Here is a 21,987-nt window from a genome sequence, read left to right as displayed (position 1 = left end):
TCTAATTTTATTAAAATCAGCCCTACATAGGTAAAAATAATAAAGAATAACAAGCGCCTATTTTATGGAATTAGTCTTTAACTATACGGAGTAAACATCTATTTTGAACTGGCAATCTTTAGTCGATAACAGACAACGCTTTTTTTGGCTTTTGCAAATTGCAGGCTGGATTGGTTATGCGTTAGTAAATTATATTGGCTCTAAAGTATTTGAAATGCGTGATATATACGTATTTGTTATTTTATTGAATGCTTACGCTGGTTGTTTGATGACAGTGCCGCTTAGGTATATTTACCGTAAAATTTGGAATGCCTCGCCTTGGGTATTAATGATTGTAGTATTTGGCGCCTCTTATATAACGGGCACTCTATGGGCTGTCGTTCAAAAATTCAATCTATGGGAAATATACCGCCATGGTTATAGACCAGAGGAGTGGTTTTATTACCTGCAGCAAGGTTTAGATTCGGTTTATATTATTTTATGTTGGAGTGGTTTGTACTTTGGCGTTAAATATTATCAGTTATTACAAAGTGAGCGACAAAAAGCGTTAAAGGCCACAACTATGGCACACGAAGCGCAACTAAAAATGCTCAGGTATCAGCTCAATCCCCATTTTTTATTCAATACACTTAACGCTATTTCTACTTTAATTTTGGTTAAAGAAAACAAAGATGCTAACTTAATGGTAGCAAGGTTAAGTGACTTTCTACGTTATACATTAAATACCGATCCAATAAAAAAAGTACCGTTAGAGCAAGAGTTACATGCGCTCATGCTTTACTTAGAAATAGAACGTGTACGTTTTGATGAGCGATTAAAGGTAAATGTAGATATAAGCGAGCAAGCTAAAGAGGCTTTAGTACCGAGCTTAATTTTGCAACCTATTATAGAAAACGCGATTAAATATGCTATTGCCCATCTAACAGAAGGTGGAGTAATTGATATAAAAGCACAGGTATTTGCGAATGAGTTATTACTAGAAGTGGGCGACAACGGCCCAGGTACTGACATACTCGATGGCCAATTAGTTAACGCTCAAGGCGTAGGTGTCGCTAATACCAAAGATAGATTAAAAACGTTGTATGAAAATAATTATTCGTTTGTATTATCACATAATACGCCAAGTGGATTAAAAGTTAATCTGCGAGTACCTTTTGAGAAGGCTGTGAAAAATGACTAAAATAAAAACACTCATTGTTGATGATGAACCGTTAGCACGAAAAGGTTTAGCGGTAAGGCTCGAAGAATACTCTGATATTGAAGTAATTAAATTGTGTAGTTCAGGCGCTGATGCAATTGAAATGTGTCAAAGCGAGAAAATTGATTTGGTTTTTTTAGATATTCAAATGCCAGGTATGAATGGCTTTGAAGTAGCAAGAGCCCTTAGCGAAAGCTCAAAAGCATTACCAGCGATTGTATTTGTAACGGCCTTTGACCAGTTTGCTGTAAAAGCGTTTGAAATTCATGCTCTCGATTACATTTTAAAACCCGTTGATGATAACAGACTAAAACAGGCGGTAGAAAAAGTGCATACCTACTTAAAAACGCAGCAAGACAACGCCCATAAGAAAAAACTAGCGAGTTTTGTAGCCGGTATTACTGGTAACAATTGCGAAGAAATACTTAAAAAATTAGCCACTGGCGATATGCTAACAGACAGACGTTACCCAGAATCGCTTGCTGTAAAAGAGCAGGGTGAAATTATTCGTGTACCAGTAGCGACTATCCAATGGGTTGATGCAGCAGGTGACTATATGTGTTTGCACTGTGAAGACGGACAAACGCATATTCTACGTAAAACAATGAAAGAGCTTGAGCAAGAGCTCGACCCTCAGTTATTTGTGCGTGTACATCGCAGCGCAATAGTAAATACAAAACAAATTAGTAAACTGGTTACACAAGTAAGTGGTGAGTATTTATTAGTACTTGAAAATGGCCAAGAATTAAAAGTGAGCCGTAGCTACCGAGATAAGGTTAAAGCAGCATTAGCAAGTTAAAGCCAACGCTTTTATTACAGACACAAAAAATGCGAGCTAAGCTCGCATTTTTTATATTTAGTAATTATACCAATCCGCAATAATACTTAATCATTTTGCGGGGCTAAACGTGTTGCTACCTGTGTTAAAAAATTCTCATTTAGAACAACTAAATAGCGAGTTTTTTGCCTAGCTATCAACACGTTTTTCTATCCTCAAAATAGATCACTTAATTAAGCGAATTGATATTAATTATGCAACAGTTACAATTTTCATTGTGTTAGTTGCGCCCACAGTTTCCATTGAGTCACCGTGAGTAATAATTACTGTATCGCCAGACTGTAAAGACCCTTGAGAAACTAAAGTATCAAGCGCGGCTTTTACCATACCGTCTTTTTCAGTTTTTGTAGAATCAAAAAATACTGGGTAAACACCACGATAAAGTGCTGTTTGACCTAATGTACTCGCATGACGTGAAAGCGAGTAGATTGGTAAGCCTGAGCTGATACGCGACATTAATTTAGCCGTACTACCAGATTCAGTAAGTGTGATAATTGCTTTAACAGAATCTAAGTGATTAGCTGCATACATAGCAGAAAGCGCAATTGATTCAGCATTGTTAGAAAAGCGACTATCTAAACGGTGTTTAGAAACGTGCGTTTCTTTTTGCGATTCAGCACCTAAACAAACGCGTGCCATAGTCGCAACTGTTTCTTCAGGATAATCACCTGCAGCTGTTTCAGCTGAAAGCATTACAGCATCTGTTCCATCAAGAACAGCATTTGCAACATCCATAACTTCTGCACGTGTAGGCATAGGGTTATCGATCATCGATTCCATCATTTGCGTTGCTGTAACTACAGTACGGTTTAATGAACGAGCACGACGAATAATTAGTTTTTGCTTGCCCATAAGAGCAGCATCACCAATTTCAACACCTAAATCACCACGAGCAACCATTACAGCGTCAGACGCCAAAATGATGTCATCAACAGCTTCTTGGGTTTCAACGGCTTCGGCACGTTCAATTTTAGCAAGTAACTGTGCTTTTGAACCAGCAGCTTCAGCAAGTGAGCGTACGTAGCGCATATCGTCGCCACTACGTGGGAATGATACGGCAATGTAATCTACGTCAATTTCAGCGGCAGTTATTAAATCTTCTTTGTCTTTTTCAGTAAATGCTGGAGCAGTTAAGCCACCACCTAAACGGTTAATACCTTTATTGTTAGATAAAACACCGCCAACAGTGACTGTACAATGCACTAAATGCCCAGCTACTTCATCAACACTTAATTGAATAAGGCCGTCATTTAGAAGTAGTAAATCGTTAGGGCTTACATCGTTAGGTAATTCTTTATAATCAATACCTACAGAGTTTATGTCGCCTTCGCCTTTTTCCATTTTTGCATCAAGGGTAAATTTTGCACCCACAGCAAGCGTTACTTTACCTTCTTTAAAAGTAGAAACGCGGATTTTAGGGCCTTGAAGGTCAGCAAGTATAGCAATATGCTTGCCTAATCTTTTTGCAATATCGCGTACAGCTTGTGCACGGTCTTTATGATCTTGGGCAACACCATGTGAGAAGTTTAAACGTACTACATTAGCCCCAGCGATAATAATTTTTTCTAAGTTGTTATCTCTATCGGTAGCAGGTCCAAGGGTAGCGACTATTTTCGTGCGTCTTAGCATCAATTTCTCCTGTTTGCTTGGTGAAAGCATGTTGACGTTATTTTGTTGACTTAAAATATCTATATTAGAATAAAATATTTTAGTTATGTGCAAACTTCAAAGGTTTGCCACTATTTTATACAAAACTATTGTGTCATCATTATGACACCGGTGTCAGAATGCGTCAATGATCTTAATTTCAATTAGCTTTGCTTTTAGTCACCCCTAGACCATTGATGTTTGATATAATTACGTAGCTTATTTATCTGTAATAAAAAAGCATGTTGTATTGACTCATAATTAGTATTTTATGACTGTATGAGTATAATGCACGCGGTATTATTTAATTTATACACTGAATTTTCTAACCAAATAGTTGTTACCGAGGAGGACACTAGATGCAAGTTGCATTAGTAGGGTTAGGCGTTATGGGAAAAAATCTTGCCCTAAACTTGATTGAAAAAGGGATAACGCTAGTCGCTTATGACAAAAACCCACATGCGGGTGAAGAGTTACTAAGTTGTGCTAAATCTCAAGGCATGGCTGATAGGCTTCACATTGTCTCTGATTTAAGAGACATGGTAAGGCGTTTAGAGGCACCTCGTTCTATTTTATTACTTGTTCCTGCTGGTGAGTTAGTTGATACAGTTTGTAATGAACTTGTAGAGGCCGGCGTTAACTGTGACGATATGATTGTCGATTGCGGTAATAGTAATTATAAAGACGGTATAACGCGTAAACTTAAATACCAAAATAAATTTGAATTTGCCACTATGGGAATTTCTGGCGGTGCAGAAGGCGCTCGCCATGGTCCTGCAATGATGGCAAGCGGTTCTGAGGGTGGTTGGGAACGTATTGAGCCATGGTTTGAAAAAGTAGCTGCTAGCTATAATGGCGACTCGTGTTTTGCACGTGTTGGTCAATCAGCAAGTGGTCATTTTGTAAAAATGGTTCACAACGGTATTGAATACGCACTTATGCAACTTATTGCAGAAGTGTACCAATTACTTCGTTTAGGCACCAATCGTTCTCCAAAAGAAGTGGCTGAGATATTTAATGACTGGTCAGAAGGTCAATTAAATAGCTACTTACTGTCTATTTCTAGCCACATATTGTCACTTGAAAATCATAATAATGTACCGCTTGCGGACTTAATTGATAATAAAGTTGGCGCTAAAGGTACCGGTCTTTGGACTGCGCAAAATGCACTAGAGCTTGGTATTGCAGTTCCTTCACTTGTTGCTGCTGTACAAGCACGTCATTTAACTAATGCATGTAATACAACGGCTGCACAAGAGATGACGTATGCATCTAAATCAACTAACAATGTTGAAATTGATTTAGAAGAGCTAAAAGAAGCGTTCTTACTTGCAAGCTTACTAGCGTATCGCCAAGGTTTAGCGTTAATTAAAGGTGCATCACGTACTCATCAGTGGAAAGTTGATTTATCTAAAACGCTTCAAACGTGGCGTGCTGGTTGTATTATTCGTGCTGACTACCTTGATAGCGTTGCACAAGGTGTTGAATTTATTGATACCCTTGAGAAAGAGTCTAACTCTTTGCGCAAAATTACCGGACAAGCAATAATGACTGGTTTAGCATTCCCTGTATTGGGTGCTACACAAACGTATTTAGCAACATTAACTACACCGAGTAATGGGCATTTAGTTCAAGCCCAGCGTGATTACTTTGGTGAGCACGGCGTTAAAACCCATAGCGGTGAAACATGCCATTTAACTGACCTAGTAGATATCGACGCTAAAGTTAGGTAATAAACAGTTGTTTAAAACGATAAAGGCACGCTATTTAGCGTGCCTTTTGTATTTTAGGCGCTGTGAGATTTAACGGCTTAACTCACCACGTAAATTGTCTTGCATTAAATGACGAATCGTCTCTACTTCTAGCTTTTGGCTAAATAAATAATGTAATTTAGTTAAACATGCTTCAAGGGTCATATCGTACCCACTAATAACACCAATATTTAACAGTGCATTACCCGTTGCATAGCCGCCCATATTTACATGGCCTTTTAAGCACTGGGTTAAATTAACAATAACGACGCCACGTTTACTTGCTTCTTCAAGTATTGATAAAAAGTTAGGATCTTGCGGTGCATTACCTACACCAAAACTAAGCAACACCAAGGCTTTAATATTGCCATTAACTAAGCTTTTAACCACTTCTTGACTAATACCAGGGTATAAATAAAGCACACCAATGGGTTGAGGTGTAATAGGAGTAACTTGCAGCTCATTTTCAACATAAGGACTAAGTTGGCCTTTAATAAGTTGAATACTAATACCCGATAACGCTAAGGGATCAAGATTAGGCGACGCAAATGCATTAAATCCATCGGCGTGGGCTTTAGTTGCTCTGTTACCTCTAAACAGTTGGTTATTAAAAAATAGACTTACTTCTGCAATTGGATAATTTGCCGCTAAATACATTGCATTCAGAAGGTTTACTTGACCATCTGAGCGTAATTGAGAAAGCGGAATTTGTGAGCCAGTTACAATCACAGGTTTAGTTAGGTTTTCGAACATAAACGATAGTGCTGAGGCTGTATACGCCATTGTATCGGTGCCATGAAGCACAACAAAACCATCATAATCTTGGTATTTATCTTTAATGTCATCAGCAATAAGTTGCCAATGCTCAGGAGACATATCTGAAGAATCTATAAGAGGGCAGTATTCGTGAATATCAAACAAAGGCATTTCATCACGGTTAAACTCTGCGTTGTTTACTACGGTTTCTGTTAAAAAACCTTCAGCAGGAATATAACCTCGACTCGATTTTTTCATACCTATAGTACCGCCAGTATAAGCGATATAAATGCGTTTACGTTTCATAAAAAAAGCCCAGTAAAAAAACTGGGCTTAGTATAACGTTAAGTAACTTTAAATACAGCTGATTAGGTAAAGCTATGCACTTTTATTGTGCAACGTTACACACTAAACAGCGTGCATATACACCTTGTGGATCGTTGTAATCTTTAAGGTTTTCAACTTCAGTACTTAATTGGTTAATAACGCTTTGCAAGTTAGCTTGCGTTGCTAACACAGATGTTTTTTGTGTTTGTAAACCAAGCATCGATTTAATAGACGCGTTACCAAAAATGTTTTGAATCATTTTTTCTTGCGAGCTTAAATCTTGTTTAATGGTTTTAACTTCATAGTGATTAAGTTTTGCAAGTGCTGCGGCTGCTTTTATAGCATCTTGTTTATCACCAAGTTTGTCTACTAAACCTAGTTCAAGTGCTTGAGATGCAATCCATACGCGGCCTTGGGCAATTTTATCAACTTGCTCAGGCGTCATATTACGGGCATCAGCGACAACATTTAAAAAGCGACCGTATGCTTCTTCAACGCTCATCTGAATTACTTGACCCATTTTTTCGTTTAGGGGACGAGTGATAGAAAAACCAGCCATTTCGGTTGTTGCAACGCCATCTGAATAAACACCAATTTTAGATAAGGTTTTTTCAAATGTCATAAACGTACCAAACACACCAATCGACCCTGTAATAGTACTCGGTGCTGCCCAGATTTCGTTTGCAGCAGAGGCAATCCAATAACCACCTGATGCAGCTACAGAGCTCATAGAGGCAATAACAGGCTTACCAGCAGTTTTAAGCGCTAATACTTCTGCACGAATAACTTCAGAGGCAAACATACTACCGCCACCTGAATCAATGCGCAGTACAACCGCTTTAACTTTGTCATCAAGGCGTGCTTTACGAAGTAGGGCTGCTGTAGAGTCGCCACCAATTTCGCCAGCTTTACGCTCACCATCCACAATTGTACCTTTAGCAACTACAACGGCGACTTTTTCGGTAATAGGGTTATCAAATTCAATCGGTGGTTTAACCAAGCTTAAGTATTCACGAAATGAAACTTGCTTAAATGTTTTGCCATCTTCTTGTGCGCCAACTAAATCAATTAATTGTTTGCGAACTTGTTGATTTGTTTTTAAAGAATCAACCCACTGGTGCTCAAGTGCATATTTACCTGCATCGCCATCTGCAGCTTTCATTTTTTCAAGATATACGTCCATTGTCTCGTCGAAATTTGACTCATCAAATGGGCGAACCGCAGCAACATCTTGTTTGTATTCACTCCAAAGAGCGCCTAACCAAACACGGTTAGCTTCTTTGGCTGCTTCAGACATGTCGTTCCGAATGAAAGGTTCTACTGCTGACTTAAATGTACCAACACGGAAAATATGCTGCGTTACTTCAAGCTTTTCAAGTGCATCTTTAAAGTAAAGCGGATACATGCCGTAACCTTCAATACCTACGCTACCGTATGGATGCATAGCTATTTCATCAGCATGTGATGCAATATAGTATTGTGCTTGGGTATAGTAATAACCCGATGCAATCACTTTTTTGCCAGCTTGTTTAAATGCATCAATAGCATTGGTAATTTGCTTAAGTTTGTTTAAATGCGCTTTAGGCATTTCTTGTAAATCAAGCAGCATCACCGTAATGCGATCGTCTTTAGTCGCTTCGTTTATTACTTCAACAATATCGTCGAGTAATATTTCGCTTGGCGCTTCAGAACCAGAAGTAGCATCACTAATTGCAGCTTCGACCGGATCTATGTATGTTTTTTCTTCAACAATAGGGCCATTTAGGTTAAGCCTAAGAACAGAGCCATTTTCAACTATTATTTTATCGTCGTCACTTGAGAGTGACACTAAGAAAACAATTACCAGTAATAAAAACAGAATGTTGAGTATTAAACGACGAGAAAAGTTAATTCCAGTCCAAATACCTTTAAATACCTTTGCTATCAAAATAGCTCCTTAATTTGGTACAGTTAATACATTAGTTCCATCTTAGCCTAGAATAAAAATAAATTTAACTGCTAAATCGTAACGAAGTGTTTATGAGGTGCTATTAATACATGTTTTTATGGCTTTTTTTAATTAAATGAAGGCACATATTGCTTATTACTTGCCATTAAAGCAGAATTAGCTAATGTATACAGGTTAGACCAGTTGACGGGGCACAAGATGTTAGAACAACAATTACAACTAAAACACACACAATTACGTAACCGCTTAGTGATGGGCTCAATGCATACAGGCCTTGAAGAGGGATGGCATAACCGCAAACGCTTACGTGCATTTTATGAAGCACGTGCAAAAGGCGGTACCGCAATGTTAATTACGGGCGGATACAGCCCTAATTTACGTGGCAAATTAACACCTATTTCATCTTCATTTAATAGTTATTACGATGTATTTAAGCACCGCGCTTACACAGATGCTGTGCATAAACACGGCGGAAAAATTTGTTTGCAATTATTACACGCTGGACGTTATGCGTACCATCCATTCAATCAAGCACCAAGTGCAATAAAAGCACCTATTAATCCTTATAAACCTAAAGCGATGTCGCTTGGCTCGATTAAGAAAACAATTAAAGACTTTGCGCACTCTGCCTATATGGCTGAAAAAGCTGGCTACGATGGCGTTGAAGTTATGGGTTCTGAAGGGTATTTGATTAATGAGTTTATGGCGCCGCACACCAATAAACGTGAAGATGAATTTGGTGGCAGCCTAGAAAATAGAATGCGACTTGCGCTTGAAATAGTTAAAGCTGTAAGAACAAAAGTATCTGAGCAATTCTTAATCATTTTTAGATTGTCGGTTATTGATTTAATCCCAAACGGTTCAACACCAGAGGAAGTTGTCATACAAGCTACCGAGCTTGAAAAAGCGGGTGTTGATATATTTAACACAGGTATTGGTTGGCACGAAGCGCGTGTACCAACTATTGCGAGTATGGTGCCGCCAGGTGCATTTAAAGAAGCATCAAAACGTTTAAAAGACGTGGTGAGCGTGCCAGTGATTGCTGTTAACCGAATTAATACTCCAGAAATAGCTAACGATATTTTAAATGCAGGCGAGGCTGATTTAATTTCGATGGCAAGGCCACTACTTGCCGATCCAGAGTTTTTTAATAAATACGCAAATAACCAATCTAAGCAAATTAATATTTGTATAGGGTGTAACCAAGGTTGTCTAGATCACGTATTTAAAAATAAACGTGCTACATGTTTAGTTAATCCACAAGCTGCATTTGAGCTAGATTACCCGTTAGAGCAAGCAACCAAAGCTAAAAATGTATTAGTAGTCGGTGCAGGCCCTGCTGGTTTATCGGCAAGTTGTTACTTGGCTCAAAAAGGGCATAACGTCACGCTGATTGACCAAAAACCGCAAATGGGTGGCCAATTTAATTTAGCTATGCAAATACCAGGTAAAGAAGACTTTAACCATACTCTTACTTACTTCACTAATGAGCTTGAGCGATTAAAAGTAACTGTAGAGCTTGGTAAAGCTTATGACGATTCAATGCTTAAAAGCTATGATGACATCGTATTTGCAACTGGCGTTAGGCCGCGTGAAGCCTCTATTAAGTGTAGCGATGATAAGCGTGTATTTGCTTATGACGAAGTTATACGCGGCGAAGTAGAGCTGGGTAAATCAATTGCTATTTTAGGTGCCGGTGGTATAGGTTTTGATATGGTTGCGTTTTTAAGCGAACATAAATCGCAAACTATTAGTGAGTTTAAAACGCAATGGGGGATTGAGTGTGAAGCCCAACCTCATAAAGATGAACGTCAATTGTATATGTTAAAACGCAGTGCGGGTCGTTTTGGTAGTGAGCTTGGTAAAACAACGGGTTGGATACATCGTCAAGTTGCTAAGCAGCATGGCGTTAAGCAAATTGCTGATTGCCAATACCAAAGCTTCGATAAAAGCGGACTAACCATTAATGTTGCTGGTGAAACTCAAGTGCTGCCAGTAGACACGGTTATTGCCTGTATTGGCCAGGTTTCTAACAACGAAGTGCTAGAAAATTACACAGATAACGCAAAGGTACATGTTATAGGCGGAGCTAAACTAGCTGCTGCTATTGATGCTAAACGCGCTATTTTTGAAGCTCTTCAGGTCGCTAGAAGTATTTAACCTTTGTAAATAAATTGAAATAGTTTATCAATTCATGCGGTCTTTGCTGTTTATAGTCTATAACTTAATAAACAGTGAACACACAGGATACGCATGAACAAACTAACCAATCTTTATGATGCAATATTGGGTAAACTATCATTTTTAGATGGTTTACCTGCATTGCTATTTCGCTTGATTTTAGCCCCTGTTATGATCATTGCAGGTTATAACAAACTTGCTATAAGCGGTGAGACAGAAGGTTTCTTTGATAACTTTTTAGCATCTCCAGATGTAGTTCAATGGTTTGGTAATAATGAATGGGGTTTAGGATTGCCGTTTCCTGACTTACTAGCTTTTTTAGCTGGCTGGAGTGAATTTTTAGGAGGTTGGTTTTTATTACTTGGCCTTTTAACTCGCTTGGTCAGTATCCCACTTATGTTCACAATGGTTGTCGCTGCAACCTCAGTGCATTGGCATAACGGTTGGTTTGCAATAGCACCAACTAATCCAGAAACAAGTGCTGCGCAAGTGCTCGATTGGTTATCAATTCCGGGCGCTAAAGAAAGCCTTGAAAACTCACTAGAAGTACAAGACCGAATAGGTAAAATTCGTGGCTTAGTTGAAGAACACGGGTTTCCTGATTATCTATACGAAAAGGGCAAGCCGTCTATTTTAAACAACGGTATAGAATTTTCGGCAATTTATTTTGCTATGCTTCTTAGCTTGCTTTTTATGGGCGGTGGGCGTTTTGTTAGTATAGATTACTGGTTAAGGCGAAATATTGTAAAAGAATAACGTATTTAATCTACTTTACTAACGGCCGTATAGCTTAACCCTTTGCGGCCGTTTTGCATTTTAATTTCTCGGTATTTATTTTTTAAGGGTTTAAATGTTACTCTAGCGTTTTGAATTTTGAGGAATCGTTATGAACGCTATCGAGCTTTTACTTACCCGCCAATCAGACTCTAAACTAACAGAGCCGGGCCCTACGCCTGAGCAGCTCGACATAATTAAGCAAGCAGCATTACGTGTTCCTGATCATGGCTGTATAGCACCGTGGCAGTTCATTATTGCTCAAGGTGATGCACGCAATAAACTGGGTGAAATTTACCATCAAAGTGCAGTGGCAGAGCAACAAGAAGAAAAAGTAATTAACCGTGCTAAAGAGCTTCCCCTTCGTGCGCCTATGATTGTAATAGCAATTGCTAAATATCAAGAACACCCAAAAGTTCCTCGAATAGAACAAGTACAAAGCGCAGGCTGTAGTGTATTAGCGATGCAACAAGCTGCATTTGCCCAAGGGTTAGGCGGTGTTTGGCGCACAGGCTACTTTGCACAAAGTAGCGCGGTTAAAAAAGCGCTTAACTTACATGAGCAAGATGAAATAGTAGGGTATTTATATATAGGTACACCCGAAGTCGATTGTAAAAAGTCGCCTCGCCATAAGCCAGAAAACTATTTTAGTAATTTGTGAAATAGTATGAACTTTGCGCAACTTACATAGTCATAATTCATTAAGGTTACAAAGAGTATTATTTAAAAGTTAATGACTTGGCTGTAAGAAGCGCTTGGAAGCACTAAATTTACAAAATCTTCTTCAGTTTGTTTTTTAATCGGTTGTTTTTTGATACATTATGGAAAGTCTTAATAAAAATAACGATAAAGAAGACGAAAACTATGGGAAATTTATTTTTACGTGAAAAAGAGAATTGGCTAGCATGGTCAATTTGGGGAATCATTGGTGCTTTTGTAACACTGTATGTTGCAATGAGCACAAATGCATCACACTTTATAGCCGGTTCAGCGATGGGTATGCTTGTGTTGTTAACATGGTGGATGCACCAGTCCAAACGTTTCGACTTTGGGCGTGCATTTAAAGTATGTTGCTACGTTTTATCGCTTAGTGTGCTACCTGCTTTTATGTTTGTTGTAGTACCAAGTGATGATTTAAATCGATTCGATTTAATTTTTCAAGGCGTTACCTTTACCGCACTGAGTATATTGGCTTGTTTAATCTGCTCTTGGATTGCACGTAGACCTAAACAATATTATTAATGTGTTTAACTTTAGTCCATTAACTACACTTTTATTAAAGTGAAGAGCTTAACAAAAGAACAAAGTGGGTCTATTTTATCCAATATGTTAATATTTTATATTAATTTCTATTTAGCTCTTTACAAGTTATGTATTTAGCCATATTATTCGCGCCGTGCGGAGAGATGGCAGAGTGGTCGAATGCACCGGTCTTGAAAACCGGCATGGGTTTATAGCCCATCTAGGGTTCAAATCCCTATCTCTCCACCATTATTTAAAAAAACCGCCTTATGGGCGGTTTTTTGCTTTGTGGAGTTTCTAAATGACTAAGGCAACAAACCTACCAACCTCGCAGAAATTAATAAAACATCTTTTATTATGGACGGTATTTGGTTACTGCTATCAAAGTGCTATTAGCTTATTAGCAAAAATGGCTATAGACGCTCAACCAGAGTATCCATTAATTACCGCTTTAATTTATGGTGTTGGTTTTAATGTTTTAGCTGCCCATCTTATTACCAAATACGATAAGCATTGGCCAGTTATTGGCTCTGTTTTTATTGGTTGTATAGGGCTACTTGTAGTGCCATTTTTACTGTTCGGCGAATCAGGATTACTAACAATGCCTCTACTTGTTGGAATTTTATTCAGTTTGCCGCTTTGTAGTTATATTGTTGGCCTAATTAAGCTAAAACTCAGCAAAAACTAGCCCCAAACGCGGTTTATTTTGTGATAGCATAGTCGTGTCTTTTAACTAACAAAACGTGAAAAACACATTATGTCAGATAATTTTACTACAGATGCTGAAAAAGCAAGTTACGGTATTGGCTTACAAATGGGTGAGCAACTTAAGTCTAATCCTTTTGAAGGCTTAAACCTAAATTCAGTATTTGAAGGCATGAAAGATGCGTACGCTGGTAGCGCATTTCAAGTTGAGATCCCTGAGATCCAAGCTGCATTTGAAAAAATAAACGAAGAGATTCAAGCTCGTCGTGAAGAAGAGTCTAAAGTACTTTCTGCAGAAGGTATTTCATTCTTAGAAGAAAACGCAAAACGTCCTGAAATCACAGTAACTGAGTCTGGTCTTCAATACGAAGTACTAGCAACTGGCGAAGGCGAAAAGCCAACAGCTGAGTCTACAGTACGTGTTGATTACCACGGTACACTTATTAACGGTACTGTGTTTGATAGCTCATACGAGCGCGGTCAACCAGCTGAATTTCCAGTTGGTGGCGTGATCAAAGGCTGGACTGAAGCATTACAAATGATGCCTGTAGGTACTAAATGGCGTATCTACGTTCCTCATGAGCTTGCTTATGGTGAACGTGGCGCAGGTGCTGCAATCGCACCTTTCTCAACGCTTGTATTTGATGTTGAGCTACACGAAATCATTTCTTAAATTAAATAAATTTTAATTTAAGAATTTAAAAAGCCGTATTCAATTTGAATACGGCTTTTTTGTGTCTGTAATTTAAGTGTTTTATACCAATTAGCTTAACTAAGTGATCTATTTTTCGCTAAGAAAATTGTGTCGGTAACAAGGCAAAAATTTCGTTGTTTAGTTGTTACCACTAATTGCTCTTGCATTGCTCTACCTCCTGCATCCATGCAGTCGTATATCAGAAATTCTTAACGCAGTTAGCATCAGGTTTAATCCTTCAAATCGATTAAGTATAACTGCGTGTTGATATTATATATTCTAAAAATAAAAAAACCGCATTAATAAAATGCGGTTTGTAAATATATAAACTAAAAACTATTTTTAATTATTAAAAATAACCACGAACACCAAAGCGGAAGTTTCTGCCAGGTAGTGGGGCTTTATCTTTAATAAATGAGCTATGCACAAAGCCTAACTCATCAGTAATGTTATCCACGTTTATATAAAGCTGTGCATCTACACTGCCTAAACCTAATTGGTAATTAGCTTGTGCATCAAATAACGTATAGCCGTCCGTTTTTGTTTCAAATGCAGTTACATCGTTTTGATCAAAGTAATGAGTACCCGTCAGTGTTAGTTGTAAGTCACCTAAATCGTACTGTAACTCAGAGCCTAATTTATTGGCAGGGATGCGCGGTAAATTGCCTTCGTCGTCTTTTAGTTTTGCACGAGTTGAGTCACCAAATACTTTAACCATAGCGCTTGGGGTTACTTGGTAATGTGCGTCAAACTCAATTCCATAAAGCTCTGCGTCTTTACTTGTAAACTGATAAACCGCAACAGCATCGTCATGTGCACCAATAGCTGATTCTAAACCATCTTCTTCATCGTAAACTAAACCCGTATTTTCTTGGAAATAAAAGTTTTTAATATCGTTATAGAAAAAGTTAACGGTGTAACCAAAATCACCGCTAAAACGCCTAAAGCTTAAATCTAGGTTTGTTGAAGTTTCTTGCTTGATATTTTCTGGCTCAAAATGCGCTTCATTATCTTCAATGTTGTAACCAAGACCTAGCTCATAAGTGCCAGTTGCAATGTGTAAACCATTTGATAAAAGCTCTGCCGAAAGTGGTGCTCGTTCTGAATGAGAAATACTTGTCGCAATACTATGACCCGGCTTGTACTGCCAAATGGCACCGGCAGAGGCGCTTAAATTGGTAAAGCTTTTATTGTATCCAATAGTTTCTTCGTCGCTATGATCTATTTCTACTTCATCGTGGCTATGTTCGTGTGCCGTGATTTGGCTTTCAATTTTGTAATCTTCTACACGTGCACCAAGCTCTATTGTCACGTCGCCAAATTCACGCTCTTCTAGTAAATATAATGCGTTAGTTGTAGTTACACTCGCGGGTGTAAATGCTTCTTCACCAATTGCATCGTAGTCAGAATCGCTGTAGTGATAGCCCATCATTCCGTGCCAATCAGCAAACTTATGCTCTACATTTAAACGTGCTTCAGTCGTTTTATTTTTAAAAGTAGTACCAATTTCGCCATCTTCAATTTCGCTGTGTGAATAATCTGTATAGCCAACACGTAGGTTGATGGTTTCAATCCAGTTATTATGAAGAGCGTAACTTACAAGCCCTTGCCAGCGGTCTTGCTCTAAATGTGCGTAAACTGGCTCTTCAGTAGCTTCATCTTCATGTTCTGCATGCTCTTCTTCAGTTTCACCTTCGTGATCGTGATGATGCTCATGCCCAGGAATACCGTAATCAGTCTCAATGCTACCGTAAGAAAAACCAATCGTTAAGTGATCGCCAACATAGCTGGTACCAAAGTTGAGTGTTTCGCTATCAATAAAAGTATTTTCTACCGAGCTTTCGGTTTCAACATCGCCATCATCGTCGGCAATAGTAAAGGTCGGTGTTTGGTAATCATCGCCGCTGCGCTTAGTACCATCAAAATGAAAGTTAAAGCCTTCATTACCTGTTTCAAGTTTTGCTGCTACGGTGTTTGAATTTGACACCGTATCGTGGCTGTATTCAGCAGCGCCTGTAAGCTCGTCGATATTGCTAGTAGGAATACGGTTATCAACCACGTTTACAACGCCACCAATTGCACCAGAGCCATAAAGTAGGGTACTTGGACCGCGCAACACTTCAATTTGCTCTGCCGCTAGGCTGTCGCTTGATGTCGCGTGGTCTGGGCCAATACGCGACGCATCGCTGGCATCTAATCCATTTTGTGTAATTTTAACGCGAGGGCCATCTAAACCTCGAATAATTGGGCTTGATGATACAGGGCCAAAGTAACTTGCATTTACGCCTGGTAAACCTTTAAGAGTTTCGCCAAGTGTTGGTTTAGATTTATTTCTTAATTCATCACCTGAGAGCACGCTTACTGGCGATATCATTTCTAGGCTGTTCTTATGAAGTGCAGAGGCATAAACAACCACTGTTTCAACCGATGTTGGTTTAAGTGACACAGACAGATTATTTGAAGATTCGGTAACAGCAATACGAGAGTCTATGTAGTTGTCTTTACTAATATGTAATTGGCTGTTTGCATCTATATCGATAGCAAACTCGCCTAAATCATTACTTTTAACGCTTTGGTTTTTGCCATGGACATGGATAGAGGCATTTTTAATTGGTTGATTTTTATCATCCATTACTTTACCGGTAACGGTTGCAGCCAAAGCTGATTGAGAACATAAAACAGAAAAAATAGCAGAGGAGATTAATGTTAACTTTGTCATGGATATATTGGTTCGTGGTTATTATGTTGTGATATAATATAACACCGCAAAATTAGCGAATCAACAATGTTATAGTATAACTTTGTATTTTGCGTTCAAACCACTAAAAGTGCCGATAAACTGTTTGCTCTACTATAGAAGTTAATCTGGCATTAACTCTACTTTACTGTAACAAACCTACTCGTAGTACCCTCAAAGAATATCTGCTAATGATTATGGAGAGTAGTGTTTAAAGTATTGAATTTTATGTTTTTTATCTATAATTTATATTTTTTAATAGCTCCCTCTATTATATAACGCTTCTAAAATTCACTGTATTGTTAACAGTTAATTGTTTTATATCGTCGTGTGTGTAATTATCTTGTGTAGTTTTAACGCTTTTTAGCTATCAATTATTGCTCAAAAGTACACATTTAAACACGCACAATAGTAGGCCAACATGTTTCTCAATCCTTACAGTGTAAAATTAGCATCCTCGTTTTTTTGTTTATCGGTACTTGCAGGGTGTCACAATGCGAAAGCTTCAGATCAAGATTTAACTAAAGGGGCCACTCCATTAAAAAAAGAGCATATAATTTTTGATTTTGAACAGGATAATTACAGCCAATATATAAATACAATTAATGGCTTTAGTACATTAATAAAGGAAGGTGGAAACCATAAACTAGCGGTTACATTAAAATCTAAATCTAATGTAGAAAGTGATTTTGAATTCATTAATCCAAAAGGATGGGATTGGCAAGCAACAGGAAACTTTGCCCTTGCACTTGATATACAAAACCCTGATGAGGTTTCTACTCACCTATACATAAAGACAATAGACAAGTCGGGACAATTTCAAACTCGAAGTGTTGTTGTGCCTGCTCAGTCTCAAAACACGTATTATATAGAATTAAAAGGCGTAAATTTGAATGTTAATTCAGGTATTCGCTCAAACCCACCAAGTTGGAAGAGCAGTTATACGCCAATAGTTTATAGAGGCGGACAAAAAAATATCGATGTAAGTAGCATTGTTAAAGTATCATTTGGAGTAAAGGGATTACTTGAGGATAAACGTTTTTTAATAGATAACGTTCGCTTAATCAAACCAGCTAATTTTGATACTCACTATCTTAAAGGGTTAGTTGATAAATTTGGGCAAAATGCAAAATTAGACTTTACCAACAAAGTATCTTCAACAGAGCAGCTACAAGTTATTTCTCAAAAAGAGCAAATTAACTTACAAAACTCACCAATGAAAGGACGTTCTAAATATAGTGGCTGGAAAAACGGCCCACAATTAAAGGCAACGGGATATTTTAGAACCGAAAAATACAAAGGGAAATGGAGTTTAGTCGACCCAGAAGGTCATCTGTTTTTTTCAACCGGCATTGATAACGTTCGTATGGCAAATACTTCAACCATAACCGGTTACGATTTTGATCAAAGCTATATAAAACAGCGTGAAGCTGGTGATTTAACACCAGAGGATTCTCTTGGGTTAAGCCCAGCCCCAGAGGCAGCGTGGCCAACACGCTATAAAAGCTCAGCACTTAGAGCTGATATGTTTAATTGGTTACCCGAGCAAAATAACCCTTTAGCAGATAATTACGGCTATAGGCGCGAAGTTCACAGTGGTGCAATTAAAAGAGGTGAAACATTTAGCTTTTATCGCGCTAATTTACAGCGAAAATATCAAGCCAACAATAATAACAATTTAATGAAACAGTGGCAAAACACCACAGTGAAACGCATGCTTTCATGGGGTTTTACTTCATTTGGTAATTGGATAGAAGAAGATTATTACCATACTAATAAATTACCTTATTTTGCTAATGCGTGGATCATTGGTAATTTTAAAACGGTAAGCAGTGGTAACGACTACTGGAGCCCATTACCTGACCCATTTGATTCCTTATTTGTTGAGCGCGCTGATGTAACGCTTGCAAAAGTAGCCCAACAAGTTAAAAACAGCCCTTGGTGTGTTGGTGTATTTATTGATAACGAAAAAAGCTGGGGCATGATGAATTCTGACGCCGCACGTTATGGTATTGCTATTAATACACTTAAAAATAACGCCCAAAATAGCCCGACTAAAGCACAATTTGTTACCTTAATGAAAAATAAGTACAGCAAAATTAGCAAACTGAATGAAGCATGGAATATACGCCTTGCCTCATGGGATGAGTTTGCTGCAGGCGTCGCACTTACGCAGTTTAACGAGCAAACTAATGAAGATTTATCTACTATGTTATTTCATTACGCTAATCAGTATTTTGCCGTGGTAGACGCGGCTATTGCTAAACACCTTCCAAATCAGTTAAATATGGGGGCACGTTTTGCCGATTGGGGTATGACGCCTGAAATAAGAGCCGCCGCTGCCGCGCATGTAGATGTGATGAGCTATAACTATTACCGGGAGGGATTAAACGAAGATTTTTGGGCGTTTTTATCAGATATAAACATGCCAAGCATTATAGGTGAATTTCATAATGGTGCGCTTGATTCTGGTTTATTAAATCCAGGACTTATACATACTCAATCTCAGCAAGAGCGTGGTACTAAATATAAAAAATACATGAATAGCGTTATAGACAACCCATATTTTGTTGGTGCGCATTGGTTTCAATACATCGATTCTCCACTAACCGGACGAGCATACGATGGTGAAAACTACAATGTAGGCTTTGTAAATGTAGCTGATATTCCATACAAACCGCTTGTAGATGCAGCTAAAAGCATGAATAAATCGTTGTATGAACGTAGGTATAACAATGCTAAAAATTAAATATATACTAAGCGCATTGTGTGTTTTATGTTTGGGTGTATCTGCTAAGCAAAGTAACACACTTTTATTCGAGCAAGGCCCCTACAAAATATTTAATGAGCAAGCGCTTGAAGTGCTTAACTTAAATAGCCATGTTAAAACCCTCGCCTCGGGTTATGCTTGGCTAGAGGGGCCTGTTTGGATCAACCAAGGAGGGTATTTATTATATTCTGATATACCTAATCATCAGGTATATAAATACACTCCAGGCAAAGGAGCAAGTTTGTATTTAGCACACAGCGGCTATTCAAACGGTTTAATTGTGAATAAGCAAAATGAGCTTGTGCTTTTACAATCGCGCTCACGTGTAATATCAAAAATGAAGGCATCATTGAGTGTGCCAAAATCAAAATACTTACACATAGTTAGTCATTTCAATACGCAAAAATTTAACAGCCCTAATGATGGTGCTTTTAATGACGACGGCACGCTTTATTTTAGCGATCCCCCCTATGGTTTGCCCAATCAATTAGATGACGAAAGTAAAGAGCTTAATTTTCAGGGAGTATACTCACTTAAAAATACAGGGGAGCTTACCTTGCTAGATCGTGATCTTATTTATCCTAATGGGGTCGCATTATCAGCTGATAATAAAACCTTATATGTAGCAGCATCCAATGCAAATAAACCCGCATGGTATCAGTATCATTTAAACGATAGTGGGGCAGTGATAAGTAAATCATTATTTTATGAATTACCATCAGTAACTAAGCACGACAAAGGTTTACCGGATGGTTTAAAGGTACATAAAAGTGGGGTTATTTTTGCAACTGGACCTAACGGGTTATGGCTGTTTAATAAAAACGCTGAGCTATTAGCTCAAATTGAAATGCCAAATATTAGTGCTAATTTAACGTTTAATCAATCACAAAATCGCGTTTATATAACAGCGCATACGCAACTACTTGCACTTGATTTAAAATAACTTCGCTTTTTCTATAGCTAATTTCAAACCGTTTTAAACACAGCGATAACGTGTGTAGTTTCATAAACTAAAACACGAATGCATTAATATTTAACTAAGTTAATTTCGTTTTATTTAACAAGATAGACTTTACAACGATCACTAGCTGTTGTAGATTGTTAACAATGAACAGTGTTATGTAAACTAATTCGGTGGCTTAATGAAAGTATCATCACAAACAATTAAAAGTGTAAAAGTCGAGTATTACCAAATTCCGTTAGCTGAAGTGCTAAGTGATGCGAAGCACGGTGATCACACTCACTTTGAAGTTATTACACTGCATATTATAACTCATGATGGTTATGAGGGGATGGGGTATACCTACACTGGCGGTAAAGGTGGTCGTGCAATTTATTCACTTCTTAACGATGAAATTAAGCCTGGTCTAATTGGACAAAGTTCAATGTCTATCATGGCAATTTGGGACAAATTACAGTGGGAACTTCATTATGTTGGCCGTGGTGGTTTACTTAGTTTTGCCATATCTGCAGTCGATATAGCGCTGTGGGATATTAAATGTAAGCGTTTAAACGCGCCATTATGGCAAGTCGCGGGCGGTAGCTGTAATCAAACAAAATGTTATGCGGGTGGAATAGATTTAAACTTTAGCCAAGAAAAGCTGCTTAATAATATAGGTGGTTACCTGCAGCGTGGTTTTAATGCAGTAAAAATTAAAGTAGGTAAACCCAACTTTAAAGAAGACATAGAACGCGTAGCCGCAGTAAGAGATCTAATTGGCGAAGATAAAACGCTTATGGTAGATGCTAATTATTCAATGAGTGTCGAGCAAGCTATTCGTTTTGCCAAATCAATTGAAAAATACGACATTACTTGGTTTGAAGAACCTACCATACCTGATGATTACAAAGGCTTTGCTCGTATAGCGCAAGCTACTTCGATACCGCTTGCAATGGGTGAGAATTTACATACATTGCACGAATTTGGCTATGCGATTGACCAAGCTAAATTAGGTTTTTTACAACCAGATGCATCAAATATTGGTGGCATAACAGGGTGGTTACATGTAGCGAGTATGGCATATACCCATAATTTACCTATTTGTAGCCATGGCATGCATGAACTACATGTATCACTGTTGGCATCTCAGCCTCACGCTGGTTTTTTAGAAGTTCATTCATTCCCTATAGATGAATATACAACACGTCCTTTAAAGCTTGAAAATGGGCAAGCGTGCGCGCCAGATATAATTGGGACGGGTGTAGAATTTGACCCTCAACTAATGAGAACACATTTAATTAAACAGTCGTAACTAGAAAAATTAGTAATAAAAGAAAAGAGTTGTTGTGTGTCCACAAATTCAGTGTAGAAATTATTTATCAAGGAATGAATGATAATCTCTTTGTCATAAGTTTTAATTTATGAGTACTGATTTTGTGGACGCTTTTATAAAGGTAAATAGTTATTGCCATTGCAAAT

16 protein-coding genes and 1 tRNA gene are annotated in these 21,987 nt (G+C 38.1%); 13 read left to right on the top strand and 4 right to left on the bottom strand.

The genetic code is table 11. The annotated features are described in order from the left end of the window. Positions 1-103: 103 nt before the first annotated feature. Together GQR45_RS10435 and GQR45_RS10430 are read left to right on the top strand one after the other, a co-directional pair. Positions 104-1,180, top strand: a complete 1,077-nt coding sequence (locus GQR45_RS10435; RefSeq protein ID WP_165725850.1) for a histidine kinase — start codon at positions 104-106, stop codon at positions 1,178-1,180. Beyond that, entirely contained in the window at positions 1,173-1,997 is an 825-nt protein-coding gene (locus GQR45_RS10430; protein WP_007582688.1) for a LytTR family DNA-binding domain-containing protein, read from the top strand. The genes GQR45_RS10435 and GQR45_RS10430 overlap by 8 nt, the downstream gene beginning before the upstream one ends. Before the next feature lie 231 nt (positions 1,998-2,228). On the opposite strand, the gene pyk is transcribed toward GQR45_RS10430, so the two are convergent. After that, on the bottom strand, positions 2,229-3,665 hold the full coding sequence (gene pyk, locus GQR45_RS10425) for a pyruvate kinase (RefSeq protein WP_007582689.1): 1,437 nt from the start codon (positions 3,663-3,665) through the stop codon (positions 2,229-2,231). Between the two features lie 377 nt (positions 3,666-4,042). On the opposite strand from pyk, the gene gndA reads away from it, so the two are divergent. Further along, complete coding sequence (gene gndA, locus GQR45_RS10420) at positions 4,043-5,416, top strand: NADP-dependent phosphogluconate dehydrogenase (protein WP_010554474.1); 1,374 nt, start codon at positions 4,043-4,045, stop codon at positions 5,414-5,416. Between the two features lie 69 nt (positions 5,417-5,485). Here the strand turns inward: gndA and ansA are convergent, their stop codons facing one another. Further along, positions 5,486-6,496: an asparaginase gene (gene ansA / locus GQR45_RS10415; RefSeq protein ID WP_007582693.1), complete on the bottom strand. Its 1,011-nt coding sequence runs from the start codon at positions 6,494-6,496 to the stop codon at positions 5,486-5,488. Between the two features lie 82 nt (positions 6,497-6,578). Beyond that, entirely contained in the window at positions 6,579-8,444 is a 1,866-nt protein-coding gene (sppA, locus tag GQR45_RS10410) for a signal peptide peptidase SppA (RefSeq protein WP_165725849.1), read from the bottom strand. Between the two features lie 219 nt (positions 8,445-8,663). Here sppA and GQR45_RS10405 point away from each other — a divergent pair, with 219 nt between their 5' ends. The 7 genes from GQR45_RS10405 (at position 8,664) to GQR45_RS10375 (ending at position 14,040) form a co-directional block, all read left to right on the top strand. Beyond that, the gene (locus tag GQR45_RS10405) at positions 8,664-10,625 is read left to right on the top strand and encodes an NADPH-dependent 2,4-dienoyl-CoA reductase (protein WP_165725848.1); all 1,962 of its coding nucleotides are present in this window, start codon (positions 8,664-8,666) and stop codon (positions 10,623-10,625) included. Between the two features lie 93 nt (positions 10,626-10,718). Further along, on the top strand, positions 10,719-11,402 hold the full coding sequence (locus GQR45_RS10400) for a DoxX family protein (RefSeq protein WP_165725847.1): 684 nt from the start codon (positions 10,719-10,721) through the stop codon (positions 11,400-11,402). A 130-nt stretch (positions 11,403-11,532) separates the two neighbouring features. Continuing rightward, a complete protein-coding gene (locus GQR45_RS10395) occupies positions 11,533-12,081 on the top strand; it encodes an NAD(P)H nitroreductase (RefSeq protein ID WP_165725846.1) in 549 nt (182 codons plus the stop codon). A gap of 203 nt (positions 12,082-12,284) precedes the next feature. Continuing rightward, the gene (locus tag GQR45_RS10390; protein WP_007582705.1) at positions 12,285-12,662 is read left to right on the top strand and encodes a hypothetical protein; all 378 of its coding nucleotides are present in this window, start codon (positions 12,285-12,287) and stop codon (positions 12,660-12,662) included. A gap of 158 nt (positions 12,663-12,820) precedes the next feature. Then, positions 12,821-12,911, top strand: a tRNA-Ser gene (locus GQR45_RS10385). Positions 12,912-12,963: 52 nt separating this feature from the next. Further along, positions 12,964-13,350: a hypothetical protein gene (locus GQR45_RS10380; protein ID WP_165725845.1), complete on the top strand. Its 387-nt coding sequence runs from the start codon at positions 12,964-12,966 to the stop codon at positions 13,348-13,350. A 69-nt stretch (positions 13,351-13,419) separates the two neighbouring features. After that, a complete protein-coding gene (locus GQR45_RS10375) occupies positions 13,420-14,040 on the top strand; it encodes an FKBP-type peptidyl-prolyl cis-trans isomerase (protein WP_007586200.1) in 621 nt (206 codons plus the stop codon). Positions 14,041-14,410: 370 nt separating this feature from the next. Here GQR45_RS10375 and GQR45_RS10370 read toward each other — a convergent pair whose 3' ends face one another. Further along, entirely contained in the window at positions 14,411-16,780 is a 2,370-nt protein-coding gene (locus tag GQR45_RS10370; RefSeq protein ID WP_165725844.1) for a TonB-dependent receptor, read from the bottom strand. A gap of 439 nt (positions 16,781-17,219) precedes the next feature. Here GQR45_RS10370 and GQR45_RS10365 point away from each other — a divergent pair, with 439 nt between their 5' ends. From GQR45_RS10365 to GQR45_RS10355, 3 genes are all read left to right on the top strand, one after another. After that, positions 17,220-19,547, top strand: a complete 2,328-nt coding sequence (locus GQR45_RS10365) for an agarase (RefSeq protein WP_165725843.1) — start codon at positions 17,220-17,222, stop codon at positions 19,545-19,547. Then, the gene (locus GQR45_RS10360) at positions 19,534-20,511 is read left to right on the top strand and encodes an SMP-30/gluconolactonase/LRE family protein (RefSeq protein ID WP_165725842.1); all 978 of its coding nucleotides are present in this window, start codon (positions 19,534-19,536) and stop codon (positions 20,509-20,511) included. The genes GQR45_RS10365 and GQR45_RS10360 overlap by 14 nt, the downstream gene beginning before the upstream one ends. Before the next feature lie 199 nt (positions 20,512-20,710). Then, positions 20,711-21,820, top strand: a complete 1,110-nt coding sequence (locus GQR45_RS10355) for a mandelate racemase/muconate lactonizing enzyme family protein (RefSeq protein ID WP_010554481.1) — start codon at positions 20,711-20,713, stop codon at positions 21,818-21,820. Positions 21,821-21,987 lie beyond the last annotated feature (167 nt).

Origin of the sequence: Pseudoalteromonas sp. SA25 (assembly GCF_011378705.1) — a bacterium.
GTDB classification, from domain to species: Bacteria; Pseudomonadota; Gammaproteobacteria; order Enterobacterales; family Alteromonadaceae; genus Pseudoalteromonas; species Pseudoalteromonas arctica.
Note: the sequence above shows the minus strand (reverse complement) of the source record. Positions and strands in the feature narration are given on the sequence as shown.